This is a genomic window from Flavobacterium sp. Root420 (assembly GCF_001427905.1).
Taxonomy (GTDB): domain Bacteria; phylum Bacteroidota; class Bacteroidia; order Flavobacteriales; family Flavobacteriaceae; genus Flavobacterium.
On the sequence record NZ_LMEF01000001.1, the window covers coordinates 326067 to 347609 of the forward strand.

Consider the following 21543-nt stretch of genomic DNA (forward strand, 5'->3'; position numbering starts at 1 on the left):
AATTAACTTCAAAAAAGCCTGAAAACGGATACTTGAAACAAAAAACTATCTTTCTTCTTCCTTCTTCACTACCTTTCTGGCAACTTCAATTTTAAATTTCTTGCCTTTCATTTTTTCATCCTTAATGTTTTTCAGCAAGTCATTTACTTTATTGTATCGTACTGCTGCAAATGAAATAAAATCTTTCACTTCAATCAATCCCAAGTCACTTTTTTCCAATTTTCCCTTTTGAGAAAAGAATCCAACAATATCAATTTTATTTAGTTTTGTCTTTTTTCCGCCACTAATATAAATGGTTTGGTATTCTGGTGGTTTTGGCAATGTTGTAGTGTTTTCTACTTTCAAAACATCCATTCCGTAGTCGATATAATCCAGTTTTTTTTCACTTTCGTGGATGATAATGTATGCCGTTCCAGAAGCCTGCATACGTGCGGTTCGACCATTACGGTGTGTGAATTCATCTTCTTTCAAAGGCAAATGATAATGAATTACGTGTTTCATTTCAGGAATATCTAAGCCGCGGGCCGCTAAATCGGTAGTAATTAAATAACTCATGCTTCCATTTCTGAACTGAATCAAAGCGCGCTCACGCTCGTCCTGATCCATTCCGCCATGATAATACGTTGCGTAGATTCCTTTTTCGTTTAAAGTATCACTAATACGTTCTGCTGCATCACGATGGTTACAAAATATAATAGCCGATTGTGATTTCAGTGAACAAATCAAATTGAACAAACTTTCTAATTTATCTTTTGCTGGCGAAACTACCATTTTCATCGATAGATTTGCTTTTTCTTCTTCTTCCGGAATAAAATCTAAAACCGTTGGATTGACCACCCTGGTATATCTCGGAATTTCAATATCTGAAGTAGCCGAAACCAAAACTCGTTTATTCAGTTTCGTTAATTTTCCAATGATATATGACATTTGTTCATGAAAACCCAATTGCAATGATTTGTCAAATTCATCTAAAATTAAAGTCTGGATTTTATCGGTGCGAAAAGTATCTCTGTCAATATGATCTGCAATTCTACCTGGAGTTCCAATTAAAACTGCCGGCGGATTACTTAAATTCTTGATTTCAGTATCAATTGAATGTCCACCGTAGCAGATATTGACTTTGTATTGCGTTCCCATTTTTTTCCAAACCTGCTCAATTTGTAACCCTAATTCACGCGAAGGCACTAAAATTAAACATTGAACCGAAAGAATTTCAGGCTGTAATAATTCTAAAACCGGAAGCAAAAAAGCCAATGTTTTTCCGGATCCTGTTGGAGAAAGCAGTAAAACATTGTTATCGTTTAAAATTGCGTCTTGAGCAACTTCTTGCATTTCGTTTAGGCTCTCAATTCCTAAATTCGAAAGTATGTTGTTGGAATGGTGTTTTTTATTCATTTTGCAAAAGTAGGTAAAAAAAGTTGTTTCAGGTTTTCTTTGTTTCAGGTTTCAAGTTGAAATAAGGATAGAGCCACTTTGACATTTTACCGCAAAGTTCGCAAAGTTTTTTTCCGGAGCGTTAATAATTGGCTTTATTAAGATCGCAAAGCTTTGTGAATACAACTTTGCGACCTTGTGGCTTGCGAGATTAAATAGGAATAGCTTTGTGAACTTTGCGTATCCCGAGGCTTCGGGATTGTGAACTTTGCGGTAAAATTATAGACAAAGTTTGAAAAACTTGAAACCTGAAACAAAGAAAACCTTAAACTAATTTCTTTATATTTGATTCCTATTAAAAACCCAAATTCATGAAACTTTTCACATTTTCCATTTTACTTTTCACCATAACGACTTTCGCTCAAAACAATAAAAAATATGATACTTTTTTTGAAAAAGGAAATGGAAATCAATCGGCATCTTATCAGGAAACTATTGCTTATTTTAAACTTTTAGCCAATGATTTTCCGACGATTCAGATTAAAGAAATGGGTTTGACGGATTCTGGAGAACCTTTGCATATGGTGACTTTTAATCCGGATAAGAAATTTGATTTTGATAAAATTCAGAAAACTAAAGCCGTTCTTTTTATCAATAACGGGATCCATGCCGGCGAACCTGACGGAATCGATGCGACTATGCAATTCTACAGAGATTTAGCAATTGGCAAAATGAAAGCACCAAAGAACACCGTTTTGGTTTGTATTCCGGTTTATAATATTGGAGGGGCTTTAAACCGCAATTCAACTACAAGAGCGAATCAGGATGGTCCGGAAATTTATGGCTTTAGAGGAAATGCAAGAAACTATGATTTAAACCGTGATTTAATGAAATCGGATACGCGAAATACGAAGAGTTTTGTAGCCGTTTTTCAGAAAATAAATGCTGATGTTTTTATTGATAATCATGTCAGCAATGGCTCAGATTATCAATACAAACTAACTTATATTATGACACAACATAATAAATTAGGAACTGTTTTGGGTGATTACATGAATGATGTAATGATGCCTGCTTTGGTAAAAGATTTACAACAAAAGAAAATTGAAACAACACCTTATGTAGATTCTTTTAAAGATACACCAGACAAAGGTTTTGGACAGTTTGTTGATAGTCCGCGATATACAACGGGTTATACTTCTTTGTTCAACACGATTGGATTTGTGGTTGAAACTCATATGCTAAAAAAGTATGCAGAGCGCGTAAAAATGACTTACGAATACATGAAATCAACTATGGATTTTACTGATGCCAATTATCAAAAAATCAAGGAATTGCGTGTCAAAAATCTGGAACAATATCAACCTAAAAAATCGTATACTTTAAAATGGGAACTTGATAGCACAAAAGCCACTACTTTTTCGTTTTTAGGATATGAAGCCGGATACAAAAAAAGTGACGCTACAACAGGAGATCGTTTGTATTACGATCGTAGTAAACCGTACAAAAAAGACGTGCCTTATATAAAAGAATTCAAATCACTAAAAGACGTTGTTGTACCGTCTGCTTATATCATTCCGCGTGGTTATTGGAATATAATTGATCTTTTGAAGAACAACAATATCTCATTTACACAACTTAAAAACGATACCATTATAGAAGTCGAAAGTTATAAAATTGCGGATTTTAAAACATTTTCAAATGCCTATGAAGGTCATTATATGCACTACAATACGAACGTAACTTCTAAAATGGTGAAAATGGCTTTCGACAAAGGCGATTATCTCATTTCTACAAAACAAAAAGGAGTAAAATACTTAATAGAAGCTTTTGAACCGGAAGGTGTTGATTCGTTCTTTAACTGGAATTTCTTTGATCCAATTTTACAGCAAAAGGAGCATTACTCAGAATATATTTTTGAAGATACTGCGGCAAAATTACTAAAAGATAATCCAGCTTTAAAAGCCGAATTCGAAACCAAAAAACAATCTGATACAGCATTTGCTAAAAACTCCGAAGCGCAATTGGATTGGATTTACAAGCATTCTGTTTATTATGAAAAGGCTCATATGCAGTATCCTGTTTATCGTGTGTTGTAGATTTTTTTTTACCGCAATTGGCGCAAAGATTTTATTACTTTGAAAGTGTTGAGAAAATGTTAAGATCACAAAGCTGTTCGTGTAATCTTTGTCAAAGTTTTGAATTTGAAAGATAAATGAAATTAAAAAAAATGCTTTTTTTTAAACAAACCAATAAATAATGACATATAAACTTTTTCTTGATGACATTAGAGATGTAAAAATGGTTTACAAAAACCTAACAGATGAAGATTTTGTTATTGTTCGGAATTTTCATGATTTTAAAAAAGTTATACTTAAAAATGGGCTTCCGGAATTGATTAGTTTTGATAATGATTTAGGGCTGGCTTGATGAGAATGATATTGTTGCAGAAGATGGTTATGCCGCAGCAAAATGGTTAGTTTACAAGTCTGGGCTCGATTTACAAAATCTAAAATTCAATGTTCATTCAGCAAATCCTGTTGCAAGTCAACAAATCCAAAGTTTACTTGATAACTATATTAAACATTTGAATAGTTTAAAAAAAATGATGAAAGATAAAGAAAATGATTAAAAAGATTCTAAGAGCATTACTGATTTCAATAATTCAAATTATTGGATTAGCAATTATTCACTATAGTTTTAATCATTTTTATCCAATACAACATAGATCAGTTGGATTTGGATTGACCATTTTTTGCACTGGAATTGTTTTTATATTCTCTATTCTTTCGTTTAATTTTTATCTGGAATTTTTCAAAAGAAATATTTATTGGATCGCATTTTCTCTTTTAATTCTAACTAGTACTTTTCCCTTGCAAGCATTTGATGTCAGACCTTTAAGAAGTTTATTTTTAATTCTGCTCGCTTTATGTGGATTTTTATCTTCATTAGCTTTGAATAAGTGGATAATGAAAAGTAATGTAAAAACCAAAACGAAATTTTGAAAGCGACAATCGCGTGAGGGATAGAAGCTGGCTACCGAAGTAGCGCGCATAGCCCGACAGCATCCCGATAAGAGGGCGTATACGCGCATGGTAATTTGCCCTCTTATCGGGATGGTGGCACGCCCAAATCTGTATCGGAAAATTAATTTCAAAAAATCACTTAAGTATGTCTTCCCATAAAAATATTCAATTACAATACTTTATATTTGATAGGAAATCTAATTAGGTGGTAAATATAAAAAAGCTAAAACAAAATGGATATTTCTTTCTTTCTAAACCATTTTCAAAAAGTAGCAGATCAACTTGATCTAAAGCTTTTAGATGAAAAACAAATTAAAGTTTCGGTTGACATTTTTCTGGATTCTGCTTGCTTAAAATTGTACAAAAAATCGTGGACAAATGATATTAAAAATCCTTTAACAGCCGAATCAAGAATCTTTTTTTCGGTTTGGATTAACGACAGCACGATACAGAAACAAAAAATAATGTACAATACCCACGCTTTGAAATTGCGAAATTTAAAAGGTTACTCCATACAAAGCAGAAAATTTGCTGAAACTTTTAGAACAGGTTTTAAAGTTTATCAGAATGATTGGTCAAATGTGAGTGTAAATCACGGTCCATTAACTTTAATGGAAGGCTGGATAAAACTGGATTTAGAAAATATTAAAAAGGACATTTTAGAACTGGCGAATAACTTTCTTACAATCGAACATTTGATCGATGAAACTCTTGTACAATTTAAATAGCAAAACAGTCAAATCGTTAAATTAAAATATGGTAAAAAAATACAACTCTCTTCTTATTTTTGGAATGATAGAAACTATGCTGTTAGTAATAGACTTCTGTTTTACACCAAAAAACAGCCCTCTTTCATTTTTTCAATTTTAACAGCTCTCTTCTTTATTGTAGCTCCATCATATATTATTTTTTGAGTACAAGAGAACAAACAGAATTTACGTTTTGGTTTGTTTTTTATCTGGCATTCAAAACGACGCCTTACTTGTTTCCGATGAATGGAAACTTTTTCAAGATAATTTTTGACTGGAAAATTTATTTCAACATTGCGTTTCTCTTGTTTCTAATCTGGACTGTTGTTCATTTAATAATGAACTTTAAAAGAAATATAAAACATATCGATATTGAAAATCAGGATGATTATTCTGTCATCATTAATTCTTTGCAAGAATCATTTAAGTTTAAAAAGTTAAATACAATAATCGCTTTCGAGATATGTTCTTTCTATTACTGTTTTATTAAATGGTCAGGCAATAAAACTTCTGAGAATCAATATTCAGGATATAAAAATAGTGGTGTCAGTGCCGTTTATATTGGATTAATGCTCGCTTCAATTGCCGATGTATTTTTGATATTACATATTTATCTATTAATTAATTTAACAGGACATTTAAAAGCAATAATTTTTAGAAGACATCTTATTTCATCAGATAAAATTTTAATCAGGTACGGTCTTTTCAATTCGTTAGAAATTCCTATTAGCTCCATAGAAAAAAATAAGCAAATTTGAAGGAGATTATGAGAAAAGTAATGAACTCTTGTAAAGTTTGCACTATTAGGCAAATTAGAACCTCATAATGTCGCTATTGAATGTAAAAACAGTATATCAGTTAGTTTACCTTTTGGAATCGTAAAAAATCCAAAAATGTTATTATTATTCGTCGATGATGTCGATGTATTTATTGCGAAAGTAAACTCTAACTGTGAGAAATTCTCACGAACTTAAAACAGTAAGTAACAATAAAGTGTAGCTCCGCATGAGAGATAGAAGCAATCCGCCACGGCGGAGCGGATAGCCCGACAGCATTTAAAAAAAGGCCTAATGAATGTAAAGTTGATTATGGCTTTTTTTAAGTGGTGGCAGGCACAAATTATCTTGTACTTTCAGGTAATAATTAACTCAATTAATCACTGGCTATTCTCGTCTTTTATACCTTTAAGCAGTGCATAAATTGCCATTGCATGTCCTTGGCCTAAATCAAATTCTTCTTTAAGCCAGTTAACAATGTCTCCTGCTTTTACTTCTGGTTTGAGTTTTCGGTCTTGTGTGAAACTTTTTTGTTCTGCTAAAGCTCTAAATTCGGCCGGACCATTTCCCGTCTTTTCTTTAATTGTTTTTAAATATCCTTGAAATGACATAACAATCTATTTAGGTGATTACTCTAATACACGAAAGTACAAATTAAATTTTTAGATCATATAACCAACTAATATCAACCACAAAGTATCGAAACAAAGTTTATCTTGCCTCTTATTTCTTGTTTCTTGCCTCTAATTTCTACACTACTCTTCAATAGAAATCTTACTCTCTTCTTCAAAAAGCAGTTTAATGTTTTCGTAGGAGTTTTTCAAAGCTTCTTTGATTTGATCGGGATTTAGCCAGGCTACTTTTTCAATTCCTTCTTCGATTTGACCTTGTGGAGTTCCTTCGAAATCAGAAAACATTTCGAACCAATGGGTAATTTTGAGTTTGTATTTACCGTTTCGTTTAAAAACGTGATATGTTTTTTGGAGTTTATTTACGATTCGGAGTTTGCCTACGCCGGTTTCTTCTTCGACTTCGCGCATTGCCGTGTTTTCAATTTCTTCACCTTTTTCGATTCCGCCTTTTGGTAAATCCCATTTTCCGTTTCTAAAAATGAATAAAACTTCGCCTTTTTTATTGTACACAAAGCCTCCTCCCGCTTTACTAACTGGTATTTTAGCTTTTAGAGTCTTCATAATCTCTCTTTCGTCGGGATGATATAAATAAGCCTTTTGAATTTTATTTTGAAATATTTTCACTATAAGCTGCTCAATATCAATACTCTCCAACAGAAACAATTGAAAATTAGTCTCTCTCGAGATTTCATTTGTCAAAAAAAGTGGTTTGTCGTTCACAAAAACTTTATACATTTGTATTATGATTTTTAATAAAGATACTGCCGAAAAAACAGCCGAATTGCTTTTGCAAATAAATGCAATTAAATTGAATCCAGAAAATCCTTTTACATGGGCTTCTGGATGGAAATCGCCTATTTATTGTGATAATAGGTTAATTCTTTCATTTCCGATCATCCGAAATTATGTTCGTGATGAATTTGCGAAAAACATTGAAAAACAATTTGGGAAACCAGATGTAATTGCCGGAGTGGCCACTGGAGCTATTGGAATTGGAATTCTGGTTGCTGAAAGCCTTGGATTGCCATTTGTATATGTGCGCCCGGAAGCTAAAAAACACGGAAGACAAAATCAGGTTGAAGGTTTTTTACAAAAAGGCCAGAATGTGGTTGTTGTTGAAGATTTAATTAGTACCGGAAACAGCAGTTTGATGGCTGTTGAAGCTTTACGTAATGAAGGTGCCAATATTAAAGGAATGGCAGCGATTTTTACCTACGGTTTTGGTGTTGCCGAAGAAAATTTCAAAAACGCAAACATTGATTTATATACGTTGAGCAACTACGAAAATTTATTGGAATTAGCGGTTCAGAAACAATATATTACAGAAGAGCAACAGTCTACTTTGCAGGAATGGAACGCAATTCCATCAACCTGGGGACAGGAGTAATTTTAGATTTTTGATTGTAGATTTTAGATTGACTTTCAAAAAGAATTGGAATTTGGAATTTAAAAATTGGAATTTATTTTAGTTACAATATAAAAAAAACCTTTGCGCACTTTGCGGTAAAAAAAATAAAAAATAAAATATGAACTTAGAAAGTCCAAAAGTTACTGTTCAGAAATCAGCTCAAGATCTGTTTGATCAATTATCTGATGTAAAGAATTTTGAAAAATTAATGCCGGATAATATCGCTAAATTTGAAGTAATTGGCGAAGATGCTTTCATTTTTGGATTGAAAGGTATGCCGGAAATAAAACTAAAAATGAAGGAAAAAACAGCACCAAGTCAAATTGTCTTAGGAGCTGCAAGTGATAAACTTCCTTTTACTTTGACTTCTAATATTGATAGTATTTCTGATTCAGAAAGTGCTGTACAATTATTCTTTGAAGGAGAATTCAATGCTATGATGGCGATGATGATCAAAGGACCAATCAGTAAATTCATTGAAACTTTAGCCAACAATATGACTAAATTATAATTGTGAATTATAAATTGTTAATTGTTAATTCACGATTTACATAAAATTTTAAAAGCCTGATCTTATGATTGGGCTTTTTTATAGCCACGAAGACACTAAGACACAAAGTTTTTATTTAGAATAATCTCGTAGAGTCTCGATCCCGAGGCTTCGGGAGCAAAGTTTAATTTTCTTTGTGGCTTAGCGACTTTGCGGCAAAACCCACACTCCATCCTCAAAAAACAACAGTTGGGAATTATAAATTATAGCAGAAAAAATAATTAATCGAAGTTTGATCCATAAAACTAACACAAACTAAAATGGAAACAACGATTAAGATTTTAATTTACATTCATGCTTTTTTTGGAGGAGTCGGTTTAATGACGGGAATAGGAAGCGTTTTAGTAAAGAAAGGAAGTTCATTACATAAAAAAATGGGAAAATTATTCACCATTGGCATGTTGACCAGCTGTCTTATTTCTTTGCCAATTTGTTGGTTACCTAATCATCAGAATATCTTTTTATTTTTGATCGGATTATTTACCATCTATCTTGTGATTTCCGGAAACAGGGCTTCATCCTTCAAATACAAATCGAAAGCTGATTTTATAGATAAATTAATTTCCGGAAGTATGTTGTTCTTTTCTGTAGTAATGATTTCTATCGGACTATATTGCCAGTTAAACGCAATTGAAAATGGCATTTTATTTACCTTTTTCGGCGGATTTGGCCTCTTTATGACCACAAAAGATTTTATTTTTTACAAGAATGCTTCAGAATTTAATAAGAAGTGGCTTTCCAAGCATATCGGAAAAATGGTTGGCGCATTAATAGCTTCAATTACAGCTTTTATAGTTGCCGGAATAGGAATAGGTAATATAATTTCCTGGATGATGCCTTCTATTTTAGGAACAATTTATATTGTTTATTGGAACAGAAAAATAGTACCGAAAAAAGAAAATTTAGTAAAAGCGTAAACTGCCACAAAGGCGCTAACGCACAAAATTTATTCTTTTTATTAGCGACTATAAAGCAAAACCTCAGAACCTTAGTACCTCAGAATCTCAGCACCTTTTTCAATAAAGCATCTGAACTTCCTTAATATCAAACTCCGAAACAGAATCGTCTTCAAGCATAATTTGAATTTTTCCGACTGAAGAAACGCCTTGAATTATTCCCATGAAGTTTTGTCCAAACGCTCCGGGATTAAGGTTTTTAAAAGGCATTGGAACTCCTTTACGGAATAAGGTATTAAAATATTCTTTCCAGAAAATAGCCGAGTTTGATTCCCATGCTACTATTTTTTGTTGTATTTTTTTGATAATTAAAGCTGGTAAAAACTCTTTATCAAAAGTTTGACCTGAAATGATTGCCAGAGAAGAAGCATTTGGCAATTCTTCAAAATTTGTTTGATTGACATTTAATCCTAAACCGACTACTGACATGATTCTGCCATCGCTTTTGATGGTATTTTCGATTAGTATGCCACCAATCTTTTTATTGTATGACATAATGTCGTTTGGCCATTTTATACTTAAATCAGGAATATTTAACGATTTTAAAGCCTCAATTACAGACAAGGAAACGATTAAGCTCAAATTAAAAACTTGTTCATTATCATATAGAAAATCCTTTACCAAGGCACTCATAATTAAGTTTTTACCCGATTCTGATTCCCACTTCGCCCCCATTTGCCCCTTGCCTTTTGTCTGATTTTCAGCTGTTACCACAGTAAAATTATCAAGTTCATCCTGACTTGATAATGCCTTAAGAAAGTCGTTTGTCGAATCTATGGCATCGAGTTTGATTAGTTTCATTCAAGTAATTTAAATAACTTAATTTAATATTTTGTTAAGGTTCAAAAATAATCACAAATTTTGATAACTTTACAAATTCATATAAAATAATTCATGGCGAAAAAGACTATTAATAATGATGTTCTACTGGCGAACATAATAAAGGGAATTGAAGAAGTAAAAGGAAATGATATTGATATTCTTGACTTAAGAGAAATAGACACGGCTGTTTGTGACTATTTTGTTATTTGCAACGGAAGTTCTAACACCCAAGTTAACGCCATTGTGAACTCAATCCAAAAAACAGTATCAAAAGATTTAAAAGATAAACCATGGCACGTAGAAGGAACCGATAACGCGGAATGGGTTCTTATGGATTATGTGCACATCGTGGTACATGTTTTCCAAAAACACATTCGTGAATACTATAATATCGAAAGCCTTTGGGGTGACGCCAAAATAACTACAATCGAAAACAAATACTAAAGAAAATTTTTTCTAATGGCTAAAGATAATAATCCAAATCCGAGTAAATTTAAAATAAGTCCCTGGTTAATATATACTGCAATACTTTTAGTTTTTTTATTTATAAGTTTTGCAACCGGAGGATCTAACTTAAGCGAACCAGCTCAATTAACTTCTTCTAAATTCAATGTTTTATTAGAAAAAGGACAAATTGAAAAGGTAATCGTTTATAATAAAGCTGAAGCTGAAGTTTATTTAACTGCTGCAGCCCTTAAAGATGCTGCCAATAAAAAAGTAGCTAAAGATATTTTTGACAGAGCAAACAAAGGTCCTCACTATACTTTAGAAATTGGTAACGATCAAATTTTTCAAACTAAATTAGAAAAAGCAGTTGGCGAAGGCAAACTGAAAGATTTTAATTTCTTACAGAAAAACAATTGGAGCGACATTTTAATCAGTCTGCTTCCAATCATCATCATTATTGGTGTATGGATTTTCATTATGCGTAAAATGTCAGGCGGCGCTGGTGGCGGTGGCGGACAAATTTTCAACATCGGAAAATCGAAAGCTAAATTGTTTGATGAAAAAACAGATATCAAAACAACATTTAAAGATGTTGCTGGTTTAGAAGGTGCAAAAGAAGAAATACAAGAAATTGTAGAATTCCTGAAAAACCCTGAAAAATACACCAATCTTGGAGGTAAAATCCCAAAAGGAGCTTTACTTGTAGGACCCCCGGGAACCGGTAAAACTTTATTAGCTAAAGCTGTTGCCGGCGAAGCCCAAGTACCTTTCTTCTCATTATCAGGTTCTGATTTTGTGGAGATGTTCGTTGGAGTTGGTGCTTCACGTGTACGTGATTTATTCAAACAAGCTAAAGAAAAATCTCCTGCTATCATTTTCATCGATGAGATTGATGCTGTTGGTAGAGCAAGAGGAAAAAGCAATATGTCAGGCGGAAACGACGAGAGAGAAAATACTTTGAACCAATTATTGACCGAAATGGATGGTTTTGGCACTAACTCAAACGTAATTGTTTTGGCTGCAACAAACAGAGCTGATGTTCTTGACAAAGCTTTAATGCGTGCCGGGCGTTTTGACAGACAAATTTTTGTTGACTTACCGGACATTCGCGAAAGAGCTGAAATCTTTAAAGTTCACTTAGCTCCTATCAAAAAAATCGAAGGTCTTGATTTAGATTTCTTGGCAAAACAAACTCCGGGATTCTCTGGTGCTGATATTGCAAACGTTTGTAACGAAGCTGCACTAATTGCTGCCCGTAACAATAAAACGGCAGTTGACAGACAAGATTTTCTTGATGCCGTTGACAGAATCATTGGAGGTCTTGAAAAGAAAAACAAAATCATTACTCCGGAAGAGAAAAGAGCAATTGCAATTCACGAAGCCGGACACGCAACTGTAAGCTGGATGTTAGAACATGCCGCACCACTTATTAAAGTAACAATTGTTCCTCGTGGACAAAGTTTAGGAGCTGCCTGGTACCTGCCAGAAGAAAGACAAATCGTTAGAACAGATCAAATGTTAGACGAAATGTGTGCCACTATGGGTGGAAGAGCTGCTGAAAAAGTAACTTTTGACAGAATTTCGACTGGTGCATTAAGCGATTTAGAAAAAGTAACGCGTCAGGCTCGTGCTATGGTAACAATTTACGGTTTGAATGAAAAAATCGGAAACGTTACTTATTACGATTCAACAGGACAAAGCGAATACAACTTTTCTAAACCATATTCTGATGAGACTGCAAAAGTTATTGATAAAGAAATTTCAGAATTAATTGAAGGACAATATCAAAGAGCTATTCAAATCTTGCAAGAGAACAAAGACAAACTTAATCAGCTTGCTGATATATTGATAGAAAAAGAAGTTATTTTTAAAGATGACTTAGAAACAATTTTCGGAAAACGTACTTTTGACAAAAATCTGGAAGAAGTAGTTTCGTAAATTATTCAGAAATATGTAATATTTTTTAAAATCTTAATTCAAAACAGGCTTTTGAATTAAGATTTTTTTATCTTTGAACGTTTTCAATTAACATGTAAAGTATTTCATATAAAATGAATTTTTTCAAAAAAATATTTGGTTCTAGCGACGCCGCATCTGACGAAGAACATGAAAGCGAATATGGAGGAGGAAATCCAATTCCGAATAGTCATTTATCTCTTGACGAACAATTCATTTTCAATTTTAAGAAAAATGGCGGTAAATTTTTGTATTGTGAGAACAAGCAAGAAGTTGCAGAACAATTTGAAAATATTTTAGAAGAAAACGACTGGTTTGAAAATGAAGTTTTATGCTATGAACCAGGTCTTTTTCATTTATTAGAAGAAAACAAACTTATTTATATTGCACCAAAAGCTCCTAAATTTTTATTAGCTTCCTGCGAAAACCTTATTGCTGATGAAGGTTCTATTTTATTTTCCTCAAAACAAATCAGACAAGACAAACCAAACGAGTTACCTGCAAATATTGTTATAATAGCTACAACGAGTCAGATTCTACCAATGAAAAGTGATGGTTTGAGCGCTATTAAACGAAAATACGAAAGAGACTATCCAACTAACATTACCACTATAAAATATTTCGAAAAAGCAAAAGAGGAAGATTTTACACAATACGGAAGCGTTGCAAAAAATCTCTATTTATTGCTTTTAGAAGACCTTTAAGATGAACGAAACACTCAAGAGAACCATTTCTGGTGCTGTTTATATCGCTTTATTATTAACTGCTATTCTGTTTTCTACTGAAAGCTTTATTATCCTTTTTGGTCTTTTCTTAATAATTACAATTTACGAATTTTGCAATTTAGTTAACCTTAACAAAGTATTTTCCATTCTTTTTGGAACCCTGTTGTATAGCACTATTTTGTTAATTAGTCATTACAACAAACAGACTATTCTGTTTTTGAATGAGCAATTTAATTTAAACTTAAATTTAACGACCAACATTCAGCAACTGGATATTGTATTACTTGCTGTAACAATCGTTATTTCTATTAAATGTATTTTATTTTTGTTCTATGACAAAGTTCAAAGTGTCAGTACATCCTCAAAATACTTATACTTATTGGGATATATCACTCTTCCATTTATATTTATTGTTAAAATTTCTTTTGGGACCAATGATTACAATCCAAAAATTATTCTTGGATTATTCATCTTAATTTGGACCAATGATACTTTTGCCTATTTGGTTGGAAAATCAATAGGAAAACACAAATTATTTGAACGTGTTTCTCCTAAAAAAACTATTGAAGGATTTCTTGGCGGGGTTGTTTTTGCTGCTTTTGCCGGATTTTTAATTTCAAAATTATACATTCAGCCAAAACCAGAATTCAGCGGTAAATCTATCCTGATTTGGACAATAATCGCTTTGATTGTTAGTGTTTTTGGAACCATTGGAGATTTAATAGAATCCAAATTTAAAAGAATTGCCGGCGTAAAAGACAGTGGTTCCATAATGCCTGGTCACGGAGGCATTCTAGATCGATTAGATAGTGTTATATTTGTAGCACCAATTATATTTTTATTTTATCAAATTTTATATTATGTTTCATAAAGAGGGAGGCCCATCCATTTTATTAGGTACTGTTTTTGCAGTTGCTGTGCTTTTAATTGCTGACAAATTCATTGATATTAGTTGGTTAAGAATTCTGGTACAAATTGCTGGTGTAGTAATTTTGATTATAATTCTGCAATTTTTCAGAAATCCAAAAAGAATTGCAATCAGAAACAGCGATCACATTCTTGCTCCGGTTGACGGAAAAGTTGTGGTTATCGAAGAAGTTTACGAAGGTGAATTTTTTAAAGACAAACGTTTACAGGTTTCTATTTTTATGTCACCGATAAACGTACACGTAACTCGTTATGCGATGGACGGAATTATCAAATTCAGTAAATATCATCCTGGCAAGTTTTTAGTAGCCTGGCATCCAAAAGCGAGTGAAGAAAACGAAAGAACTACTGTTGTCATTGAAAACGAGACCTTTGGTCAGATATTATACAGACAAATTGCCGGTGCCTTAGCTCGCAGAATTGTCAACTATGCACAAGAAGGAATGCAGGTTGTTCAGGGTACCGATGCAGGTTTCATAAAATTTGGTTCAAGAGTAGATTTATTTTTACCTTTAGGTACCGAAATTAACGTAGAGTTGAATCAAAAAGCAATTGGCGGAAAAACCATCATTGCTACAAAAGCTTAAATGACCAAAAAAGATTTAGATACTCGTTTTTCAGAGGCTGTAGAAATCGCTTTAAAAATGACTCAGTCCTCACTGCCACAAGATGTGCAGCTAAGACTGTATGCTTATTACAAACAGGCTACTTTTGGAACGGCTGTATACAATCAATCTGAGAATTTTGATTTACGCGATGCATTTAAAACAAATGCTTGGATGCAAATTAGTCATATATCAATTGACGAGGCAAAAGAAAATTACATCGAAATTATAGATTCTCTAACATCAAAATAAATTACATTATGAAGAAAAACTTTATTCGTTTTGGTATTTTAACTTCATTCTTCGTATTATTTTCTTGTAATGACAGTAATAAACTAACCGAAGTTGTTGAAGTTCCTCTACCAACAAAAGAAGAAAAAATAACGATTGGTTCACCTGATGAAGTAAAAGCTGATCCCGGTTCGTTTGAACTTACCAAATTGACATTTACTTATGATGGATTAGCGCCTGATATACGTTCTCTTACTTTAGAAACACATTATTCAAAACATTATTTATCCTATACGAATAATTTAAATAAAGAAATTGTTTCGACAGAATTTGAAAACATGCCTATTGAAGATATCCTAAAAAAAATGGATCTTAGTAATGCTAAACTTCGTCAAAATGCAGGAGGATATTACAATCATACCATGTATTTTAATCTTTTGACACCAAAAGAGCAAACTCCTAAAGATACTTTAGCTGGTTCTATAAATAAAGAATTTGGTTCTTTTAATAATTTAACGAACCAATTTAAAGCTATGGCCACCAAACAATTCGGTTCGGGATGGGTTTGGTTAGTTGTTGACAGATATGGAAAGCTTCAAGTAACCCTTACAGGAGACCAGGATAATCCATTAATGAAAAATGCCTTAATTCCGGGAACTCCAATAATGGGAATTGATTTATGGGAGCATGCTTATTATTTAGATTATCAAAACAGAAAAGGAACTTATATTGATGCTTTTTACAAACATATTAATTGGGAAAAAGTAAACGAAAATTATAAAGAGGCTTTGAAGAAAGTCAAAAAAGTATAAACCCAAAAAGCTGATACGATGTGTATCAGCTTTTTTTTTATTCCTTTTTATTTTAACTCAAAAATAAACGATTCTGAAGGAGCAATTTTTACTTTGGCTATTCCTTCTCCTTTATTTACTATTAATTGAACTGAATTCTTCTCATATAACTGATCTGTTAATTGATATTCCCCATCTTTTAAATTCCATTTTGAAATAACATCAGATGGAATTTTCAAATCAAACTCACTTGTTTTTTCAGAAGAAAAATTGGCGACGACTATTAATTTTTGATTTTCAGACCAACGAACATAAGAATAAAGTAATTCATCATAACCAGCGTTATTCTGACGATTGACAGATTGAATTTCCTGATAACTTCCCATCAAGGCTGAACTATTAATGGAAAAATTCAATAATCTTTTATAAAAATCGCGAAGGTTTTTTTCAGATTCAGAAAGTTTTCCTCCATCAAATTTACCCTCATTCATCCAGCGTTGATGATTTGGAACGCCTATATAATCAAAAATAGAAGTTCTGGAACGCGTTCCGAAACCCGCATTTTCATTCCCGGCCTCTCCTACTTCCTGCCCAAAATAAATCATTGTTGGCGATGTGCTTATTGTAGCAGAAACAACCATCAAAGGTTTGCCACGCTCGGGCGTTCCTGCGAATTCAGGACTTGCCAAACGTTGTTCATCATGATTATCCAAGAAATGAAGCATATGATCTTCGATATCCGACATTCCTTTTTGAATATCTGATAAACCATCTGGGGTTGATTTACCTCTAATTACATCTTTCAACTTATCGTAAGTTTCTACTTTATCATATAGGTAATCCATTTTTCCTAAACGAATATAATTGCGGTATTCATTCGGATTGTAAACTTCTGCCAATAAAAAAGCTTTTGCATTTTTCATTTTAATTGCCGAGTTCATATAGCTCCAAAATTCGTACGGAACCATTTCGGCCATATCATAACGGAAACCGTCAACACCTTTTGCCGTCCAGTATAAAGCAATAGACTTGAATTTCTTCCATGAATCCGGAACGTCCTTATCCTGCCAAAAAGCAAAATGTTCCTCATAAGACTTTTGATCAAATCCAGCCGGAAGTTCAGGAAAATCTTTAGAACCATCCGGGCGAATTCCGTAATTAACTTTAACTGTTTCGTACCAATCGTTTTGATCAGGCTTCACCTTTCTGGAACCATTACCTGTCCATTTTGCAGGGTTTTCATCAAATACACCATCAATCATTGGATTTTTTTCTCCATTTAATGGAATATCACCATCTGGGATTTCAAAATGATTTTTAGGGATATAATAGAAATTATTATCTCTTTTATACTCCGCATTTACATCATCATCTGCACCAAAATCTCTTACACCTTCCGGATTATTCTTCCCTTCATATTTTCGGGCAATATGGTTTGGCACAATATCAATAATCAACTTTAAACCAGCTTTATGCGTCCGAGCAATCAGTGCTTCAAATTCTTGTAATCTATTGGCTGGATTTACAGCCAAATCAGGATTTACATTATAATAATCCTTAACTGCATACGGAGATCCGGCACGGCCTTTTACTACTTCAGGATCATCATTTGAAATTCCGTAAGCTGTATAATCCCGAACTAAAGCATGATGAGGAATACCAGTATACCAAATATAGGTTATTCCCAAATCTTTAATTTCACGAAGCGCTGTATCTGTAAAATCATTAAATTTTCCGACTCCGTTCTCTTCAATAGTTCCCCACGGTTTGTTTGTTGTATTTTTATTTCCAAATAAGCGTGTAAAAACCTGATACACTACAATTTTCTTTTCTGCAGTACTTTCTTCTTTAGCCGTATTCATTTTTAAATCTTTTGTTTTACATGCCGAAAACAGCATGGTTGCAGCCATTCCTGCAACTATAAATCGTTTATTTATCATATTTTTTTTATAATCTGACCTTTTTTGAGGCTTCGTAATTAAATTATTTCCTCTAAAACCATTTTCTAAATTTAGTTTAATTTTTAAAGTTCAAATGAAATTCAATTCAATTTGGTTCAAAATGATTTAGAAAAGACGTACTACAACGTGAGAGTTCTGTCTTTTGTTGATAAATTTAAAAAAGATACAAAGTGGCAAAGCCACACAGATTCAAAGATCCTTTAAAATGTTTAAACTAAAAAAACCTTTGAACCTTTGCTACTATGAACCTTTCCACCTAAAAAGAAACAATTATAAATTAATCCTAATATCCATTAAGGTTGTATCCTTTTTCATAAATTTGACAAAAAATTAATCAATTGAAGAAATCACTGTTTTTCATATCTTATTGTTTACTTCTTTTAAGTGTTCAGAGCATTTTTGCACAGGCACCTAAAAAAATTATTGTAGAAAATGCCGATTTTTCTGATGTCAATCAGGAATTAATGCCCGACGCACTTTTACTTACAGGAAATGTAAAGGTAAATCATGACGGTGTTGTACTAACTTGTAATAAAGCTTATTTTTTTCAGAAAGAAAATTATCTGAAAGCCTTTGGTAATGTACAATTGGTTCAGGGTGATACTTTATATCTAAACAGTAAATATGCCGAATATAACGGAAATCTAAAAAAAGCATTTGCTACCGGAAATGCCGTTATGACCTCTCCAGACGCAACTTTAGCAACCGATACCATCAATTTTGACCGAAATGTTCAGGAGGTTTTTTATAACACAAAAGGTACCATTATTAATAAGGATAACACTCTGGTTAGTAAGTCTGGGAGATATTATGTAGCCGAAAAAAAGTTTCAGTTTTTGACAGAAGTAACACTAACGAATCCTAAATACGTTGTAAAATCCAATCATTTAGATTATTACAGTAATTCAGGGCACACCTATTTACTTGGCCCGTCAACTATTACCAGTAAAGCTAATTATATTTATACTGAGAAAGGCTTTTACGACACCAAGAAAAACCTGGCGCATTTCCTCAGAAAATCTTATATAAAATATGATGACCGACTTATTGAAGGCGACAGTTTATATTACAATCGGAATACGGAATTTGCATCGGCGACACGAAATGTAAAAATTACAGATTCTATTAATCGCGGAGTCGTAAAAGGACATTATGCTGAGGTTTACAAGCTAAAAGATTCCATGTTTGTAACCAAAAGAGCAGTGGCTATTAATTTTGTAGAAAATGATTCGGTTTATATTCACGGAAAAAAATTAATGGTTACAGGAAAAGAAGGCGAACGAATTTTAAGAGCTTATAATAATGTTCGTTTCTTTAAAGTAGACATGAGTGGTAAATGTGATTCAATACATTCTAATTCTAAAACTGCCTTAACAAAATTGATAGGAAATCCAATTCTATGGAATGGTGATAATCAGATTACCGGTGATGTCATGCATTTAATTGGAGACAATACCACTAAAAAATTAGATTCCTTAAAAGTCCTCAATAACACTTTTCTGATCTCGAAGGACACACTTGGAGCAGGATTTAATCAGGTAAAAGGACTCAATTTATTTGGAAAATTCAGGGACGGAAAACTCCATGATGTTGATGTTATCAAAAATACCGAAGTTATATATTATTCGCGAAATGACGCCAATGAACTTGTCGGAATTAACAAAAGCGTAAGTAGTAAAATCAATCTTATTTTAGAAAATAATGCTATTGAAACCATTACTTTTTTTAAGAATGTTGACGGCGATATTTATCCCGAAACCGATTTACCTGAAAATGCCCGAAAATTACGAGGCTTTGTCTGGCGCGGTGATGAAAGAATAAAATCGAAAGATGATATTTTTACCGCCGAGGATAATGAAATGAACGACAAATTAATTCAGGAAGGAAAAGATCAGGAAGCAAAAGACAAAGACGTCCCGATGAAAGTCAGGAAAGAAACCCGTGACTACGACAAAAAGAAACCTGTAGTAAAAACAAGTACTGCCAAGAAGGATACAACAAAAACAGTAACTAAGGCCACGAAGTAGTTTTCAGTCACAGTCACAGTTTTCAGCGTACAGCTTTGCGAACTTACTAAAAACCAAGCTTAAGTTATAGTGTACAAAACTTTGCGAATCTTTGCGGTTAAAAATCAGTCAAAGTTTCACGTCCTGTTTTTTAATCCAAACCTAAATAAAAACTTAGAATCTTAGTAGCTTAGCAACTTAGAACCTTAAAAAAATGAATTCAGATTTTATAAAATACCAGGCACAAACCTCTCCATATCCACTCGGAATGGAGGTTTCGCATGCCATTGGTTCCTATATTTACGACACAAATGATAAAAAATATTTAGATTTTGTTGCCGGCGTTTCTGCGTGTACACTTGGGCATCAACATCCAAGAATTAATCAGGCCATAAAAGATCAGTTGGACAAATATTCACATGTAATGGTTTATGGTGAATATTCACAAAGTCCGGCAGTTCAATATTGTAAATTATTAGCTTCTCTCCTGCCCGAATCTCTAAATAAAACCTATTTAGTCAATTCAGGGACAGAAGCAATTGAAGGAGCGCTTAAATTGGCCAAACGAACAACTGGCCGTAGTCAGCTTATTTCGTGTCATAATGCATATCACGGAAACACGATGGGCTCAATGAGTGTTATGGGATTTGAAGAACGCAAACAAGCTTTTCGCCCATTACTTCCGGATGTAGATTTTATTACCTTCAACAATGAAGAAGATTTAAAGAAAATAACAACCCGAACCGCAGCAATTCTGTTGGAAACCATTCAGGGCGGTGCCGGATTTATTCAGCCTGAAAACAACTTTTTGCAGAAAGTCCGTAAACGTTGTGATGAAGTTGGCGCTTTGATGATTGTAGATGAAATTCAGCCAGGTTTTGGCAGAACCGGAAAACTTTTCGGCTTTCAAAACTATGATGTCGTTCCGGATATTGTGGTCATGGGAAAAGGAATGGGAGGCGGAATGCCAGTTGGGGCTTTTACAGCTTCTGCAGAAAAAATGGATCTTTTGACAGAAAATCCGAAGTTAGGGCATATCACTACTTTTGGAGGTCACCCTGTCATTGCGTCAGCTTGTTTAGCGACTTTGCAGGAATTAACTGAGACTAATTTAATGCAAGAGGCCTTGGAGAAAGAAAAACTCTTTAGATCGCTTTTGGTACATCCTTTGATAAAGGAAGTTAGAGGAAAAGGATTAATGCTTGCCGCGATGACTGAAACAGCTGAGATAACCAATCAGGTTATTTTAAATTGTCAGGATAAAGGTTTGATTTTGTTCTGGCTGTTGTTTGAAGGATGCGCTATACGAATAACACCGCCATTAACCATTTCTGAAGAAGAAATAAAAGAAGGTTGTGCCATACTATTAAAAGTTATGGATGAAATCATGAAAAAGAGTAAAAGCTTAATTTAAAGCTATTGGAACAAGTTTCCATTAAAAATAAAATTAGAATAATAACAAAATAATCTTTTATATATCAGAAGATTATGACTAAAAACAGAATAAAAATTCTGTCCATATTGTTAATTAAATTGTTCAAAACAATTAATTCCCTTTCCCCACAACAATAATATGGTTGCCTAAATTTATAACAGGCTAA

The 21543-nt window shown here is 33.1% G+C and carries 22 protein-coding genes; 17 read left to right on the forward strand and 5 right to left on the reverse strand.

What is annotated here, in order from left to right:
• Positions 1–45 precede the first annotated feature (45 nt).
• Positions 46–1395 (reverse strand): DEAD/DEAH box helicase, encoded by a 1350-nt coding sequence (locus ASC72_RS01450; protein ID WP_056185610.1) that lies wholly within the window; start codon positions 1393–1395, stop codon positions 46–48.
• A 350-nt stretch (positions 1396–1745) separates the two neighbouring features.
• On the opposite strand from ASC72_RS01450, the gene ASC72_RS01455 reads away from it, so the two are divergent.
• The 5 genes from ASC72_RS01455 (at position 1746) to ASC72_RS01475 (ending at position 5907) form a co-directional block, all read left to right on the forward strand.
• Positions 1746–3473 carry a M14 family metallopeptidase gene (locus ASC72_RS01455; RefSeq protein WP_056185613.1) on the forward strand — a complete coding sequence of 576 codons (1728 nt, stop codon included), beginning with the start codon at positions 1746–1748 and terminating at the stop codon, positions 3471–3473.
• A gap of 160 nt (positions 3474–3633) precedes the next feature.
• Entirely contained in the window at positions 3634–3804 is a 171-nt protein-coding gene (locus ASC72_RS24425; RefSeq protein WP_241775590.1) for a cyclic-phosphate processing receiver domain-containing protein, read from the forward strand.
• Positions 3805–3814: 10 nt separating this feature from the next.
• Complete coding sequence (locus ASC72_RS24735; protein WP_371258422.1) at positions 3815–4006, forward strand: cyclic-phosphate processing receiver domain-containing protein; 192 nt, start codon at positions 3815–3817, stop codon at positions 4004–4006.
• 627 nt (positions 4007–4633) lie between these two features.
• The gene (locus ASC72_RS01470) at positions 4634–5128 is read left to right on the forward strand and encodes a hypothetical protein (protein WP_056185620.1); all 495 of its coding nucleotides are present in this window, start codon (positions 4634–4636) and stop codon (positions 5126–5128) included.
• 182 nt (positions 5129–5310) lie between these two features.
• Positions 5311–5907 (forward strand): hypothetical protein, encoded by a 597-nt coding sequence (locus ASC72_RS01475; protein WP_056185623.1) that lies wholly within the window; start codon positions 5311–5313, stop codon positions 5905–5907.
• A 398-nt stretch (positions 5908–6305) separates the two neighbouring features.
• Here ASC72_RS01475 and ASC72_RS01480 read toward each other — a convergent pair whose 3' ends face one another.
• Positions 6306–6536, reverse strand: coding sequence for a DUF4287 domain-containing protein (locus tag ASC72_RS01480; RefSeq protein ID WP_056185626.1), 231 nt, complete (start codon positions 6534–6536; stop codon positions 6306–6308).
• Between the two features lie 144 nt (positions 6537–6680).
• On the reverse strand, positions 6681–7292 hold the full coding sequence (locus tag ASC72_RS01485; protein WP_056185627.1) for an NUDIX hydrolase: 612 nt from the start codon (positions 7290–7292) through the stop codon (positions 6681–6683).
• 7 nt (positions 7293–7299) lie between these two features.
• Between ASC72_RS01485 and pyrE the strand changes: the two genes are divergently transcribed.
• From pyrE to ASC72_RS01500, 3 genes are all read left to right on the forward strand, one after another.
• Positions 7300–7944 carry an orotate phosphoribosyltransferase gene (pyrE, locus tag ASC72_RS01490; RefSeq protein ID WP_056185630.1) on the forward strand — a complete coding sequence of 215 codons (645 nt, stop codon included), beginning with the start codon at positions 7300–7302 and terminating at the stop codon, positions 7942–7944.
• A gap of 139 nt (positions 7945–8083) precedes the next feature.
• Positions 8084–8476 carry a hypothetical protein gene (locus tag ASC72_RS01495; RefSeq protein WP_056185634.1) on the forward strand — a complete coding sequence of 131 codons (393 nt, stop codon included), beginning with the start codon at positions 8084–8086 and terminating at the stop codon, positions 8474–8476.
• Between the two features lie 299 nt (positions 8477–8775).
• Complete coding sequence (locus tag ASC72_RS01500) at positions 8776–9432, forward strand: hypothetical protein (RefSeq protein ID WP_056185636.1); 657 nt, start codon at positions 8776–8778, stop codon at positions 9430–9432.
• Between the two features lie 99 nt (positions 9433–9531).
• Here ASC72_RS01500 and ASC72_RS01505 read toward each other — a convergent pair whose 3' ends face one another.
• Positions 9532–10272 carry a biotin--[acetyl-CoA-carboxylase] ligase gene (locus ASC72_RS01505; protein WP_056185639.1) on the reverse strand — a complete coding sequence of 247 codons (741 nt, stop codon included), beginning with the start codon at positions 10270–10272 and terminating at the stop codon, positions 9532–9534.
• A gap of 93 nt (positions 10273–10365) precedes the next feature.
• Between ASC72_RS01505 and rsfS the strand changes: the two genes are divergently transcribed.
• The 7 genes from rsfS (at position 10366) to ASC72_RS01540 (ending at position 15996) form a co-directional block, all read left to right on the forward strand.
• Positions 10366–10737 (forward strand): ribosome silencing factor, encoded by a 372-nt coding sequence (gene rsfS, locus ASC72_RS01510; RefSeq protein ID WP_007809313.1) that lies wholly within the window; start codon positions 10366–10368, stop codon positions 10735–10737.
• Positions 10738–10752: 15 nt separating this feature from the next.
• Positions 10753–12678, forward strand: coding sequence for an ATP-dependent zinc metalloprotease FtsH (ftsH, locus tag ASC72_RS01515; RefSeq protein WP_056185642.1), 1926 nt, complete (start codon positions 10753–10755; stop codon positions 12676–12678).
• Between the two features lie 113 nt (positions 12679–12791).
• Complete coding sequence (locus ASC72_RS01520; protein ID WP_056185645.1) at positions 12792–13400, forward strand: lactate utilization protein B/C; 609 nt, start codon at positions 12792–12794, stop codon at positions 13398–13400.
• Position 13401: 1 nt separating this feature from the next.
• Positions 13402–14292: a phosphatidate cytidylyltransferase gene (locus ASC72_RS01525; RefSeq protein WP_056185649.1), complete on the forward strand. Its 891-nt coding sequence runs from the start codon at positions 13402–13404 to the stop codon at positions 14290–14292.
• Entirely contained in the window at positions 14282–14935 is a 654-nt protein-coding gene (locus ASC72_RS01530; RefSeq protein WP_056185652.1) for a phosphatidylserine decarboxylase family protein, read from the forward strand. Before ASC72_RS01525 ends, ASC72_RS01530 begins: the two co-directional genes overlap by 11 nt.
• Entirely contained in the window at positions 14936–15205 is a 270-nt protein-coding gene (locus tag ASC72_RS01535) for an acyl-CoA-binding protein (protein ID WP_056185655.1), read from the forward strand.
• Positions 15206–15213: 8 nt separating this feature from the next.
• On the forward strand, positions 15214–15996 hold the full coding sequence (locus tag ASC72_RS01540) for a superoxide dismutase (RefSeq protein WP_056185657.1): 783 nt from the start codon (positions 15214–15216) through the stop codon (positions 15994–15996).
• Positions 15997–16043: 47 nt separating this feature from the next.
• On the opposite strand, the gene ASC72_RS01545 is transcribed toward ASC72_RS01540, so the two are convergent.
• Positions 16044–17915: an alpha-amylase family glycosyl hydrolase gene (locus ASC72_RS01545; RefSeq protein WP_056185660.1), complete on the reverse strand. Its 1872-nt coding sequence runs from the start codon at positions 17913–17915 to the stop codon at positions 16044–16046.
• Between the two features lie 359 nt (positions 17916–18274).
• Here ASC72_RS01545 and ASC72_RS01550 point away from each other — a divergent pair, with 359 nt between their 5' ends.
• Positions 18275–19963, forward strand: a complete 1689-nt coding sequence (locus ASC72_RS01550) for an OstA-like protein (RefSeq protein ID WP_056185663.1) — start codon at positions 18275–18277, stop codon at positions 19961–19963.
• A 193-nt stretch (positions 19964–20156) separates the two neighbouring features.
• Complete coding sequence (locus ASC72_RS01555) at positions 20157–21356, forward strand: aspartate aminotransferase family protein (protein WP_056185666.1); 1200 nt, start codon at positions 20157–20159, stop codon at positions 21354–21356.
• The last annotated feature ends 187 nt before the right edge of the window (positions 21357–21543 follow it).

What these genes read in the sequence shown, in the direction of transcription:
- ASC72_RS01450 (WP_056185610.1), bottom strand. Translation starts at nt 1,395, where the DNA reads ATGAATAAAAAACACCATTCCAACAACATACTTTCGAATTTAGGAATT.
- ASC72_RS01455 (WP_056185613.1), top strand. Translation starts at nt 1,746, where the DNA reads ATGAAACTTTTCACATTTTCCATTTTACTTTTCACCATAACGACTTTC.
- ASC72_RS24425 (WP_241775590.1), top strand. Translation starts at nt 3,634, where the DNA reads ATGACATATAAACTTTTTCTTGATGACATTAGAGATGTAAAAATGGTT.
- ASC72_RS01470 (WP_056185620.1), top strand. Translation starts at nt 4,634, where the DNA reads ATGGATATTTCTTTCTTTCTAAACCATTTTCAAAAAGTAGCAGATCAA.
- ASC72_RS01480 (WP_056185626.1), bottom strand. Translation starts at nt 6,536, where the DNA reads ATGTCATTTCAAGGATATTTAAAAACAATTAAAGAAAAGACGGGAAAT.
- ASC72_RS01485 (WP_056185627.1), bottom strand. Translation starts at nt 7,292, where the DNA reads ATGTATAAAGTTTTTGTGAACGACAAACCACTTTTTTTGACAAATGAA.
- pyrE (WP_056185630.1), top strand. Translation starts at nt 7,300, where the DNA reads ATGATTTTTAATAAAGATACTGCCGAAAAAACAGCCGAATTGCTTTTG.
- ASC72_RS01495 (WP_056185634.1), top strand. Translation starts at nt 8,084, where the DNA reads ATGAACTTAGAAAGTCCAAAAGTTACTGTTCAGAAATCAGCTCAAGAT.
- ASC72_RS01500 (WP_056185636.1), top strand. Translation starts at nt 8,776, where the DNA reads ATGGAAACAACGATTAAGATTTTAATTTACATTCATGCTTTTTTTGGA.
- ASC72_RS01505 (WP_056185639.1), bottom strand. Translation starts at nt 10,272, where the DNA reads ATGAAACTAATCAAACTCGATGCCATAGATTCGACAAACGACTTTCTT.
- rsfS (WP_007809313.1), top strand. Translation starts at nt 10,366, where the DNA reads ATGGCGAAAAAGACTATTAATAATGATGTTCTACTGGCGAACATAATA.
- ftsH (WP_056185642.1), top strand. Translation starts at nt 10,753, where the DNA reads ATGGCTAAAGATAATAATCCAAATCCGAGTAAATTTAAAATAAGTCCC.
- ASC72_RS01520 (WP_056185645.1), top strand. Translation starts at nt 12,792, where the DNA reads ATGAATTTTTTCAAAAAAATATTTGGTTCTAGCGACGCCGCATCTGAC.
- ASC72_RS01525 (WP_056185649.1), top strand. Translation starts at nt 13,402, where the DNA reads ATGAACGAAACACTCAAGAGAACCATTTCTGGTGCTGTTTATATCGCT.
- ASC72_RS01530 (WP_056185652.1), top strand. Translation starts at nt 14,282, where the DNA reads ATGTTTCATAAAGAGGGAGGCCCATCCATTTTATTAGGTACTGTTTTT.
- ASC72_RS01535 (WP_056185655.1), top strand. Translation starts at nt 14,936, where the DNA reads ATGACCAAAAAAGATTTAGATACTCGTTTTTCAGAGGCTGTAGAAATC.
- ASC72_RS01540 (WP_056185657.1), top strand. Translation starts at nt 15,214, where the DNA reads ATGAAGAAAAACTTTATTCGTTTTGGTATTTTAACTTCATTCTTCGTA.
- ASC72_RS01545 (WP_056185660.1), bottom strand. Translation starts at nt 17,915, where the DNA reads ATGATAAATAAACGATTTATAGTTGCAGGAATGGCTGCAACCATGCTG.
- ASC72_RS01555 (WP_056185666.1), top strand. Translation starts at nt 20,157, where the DNA reads ATGAATTCAGATTTTATAAAATACCAGGCACAAACCTCTCCATATCCA.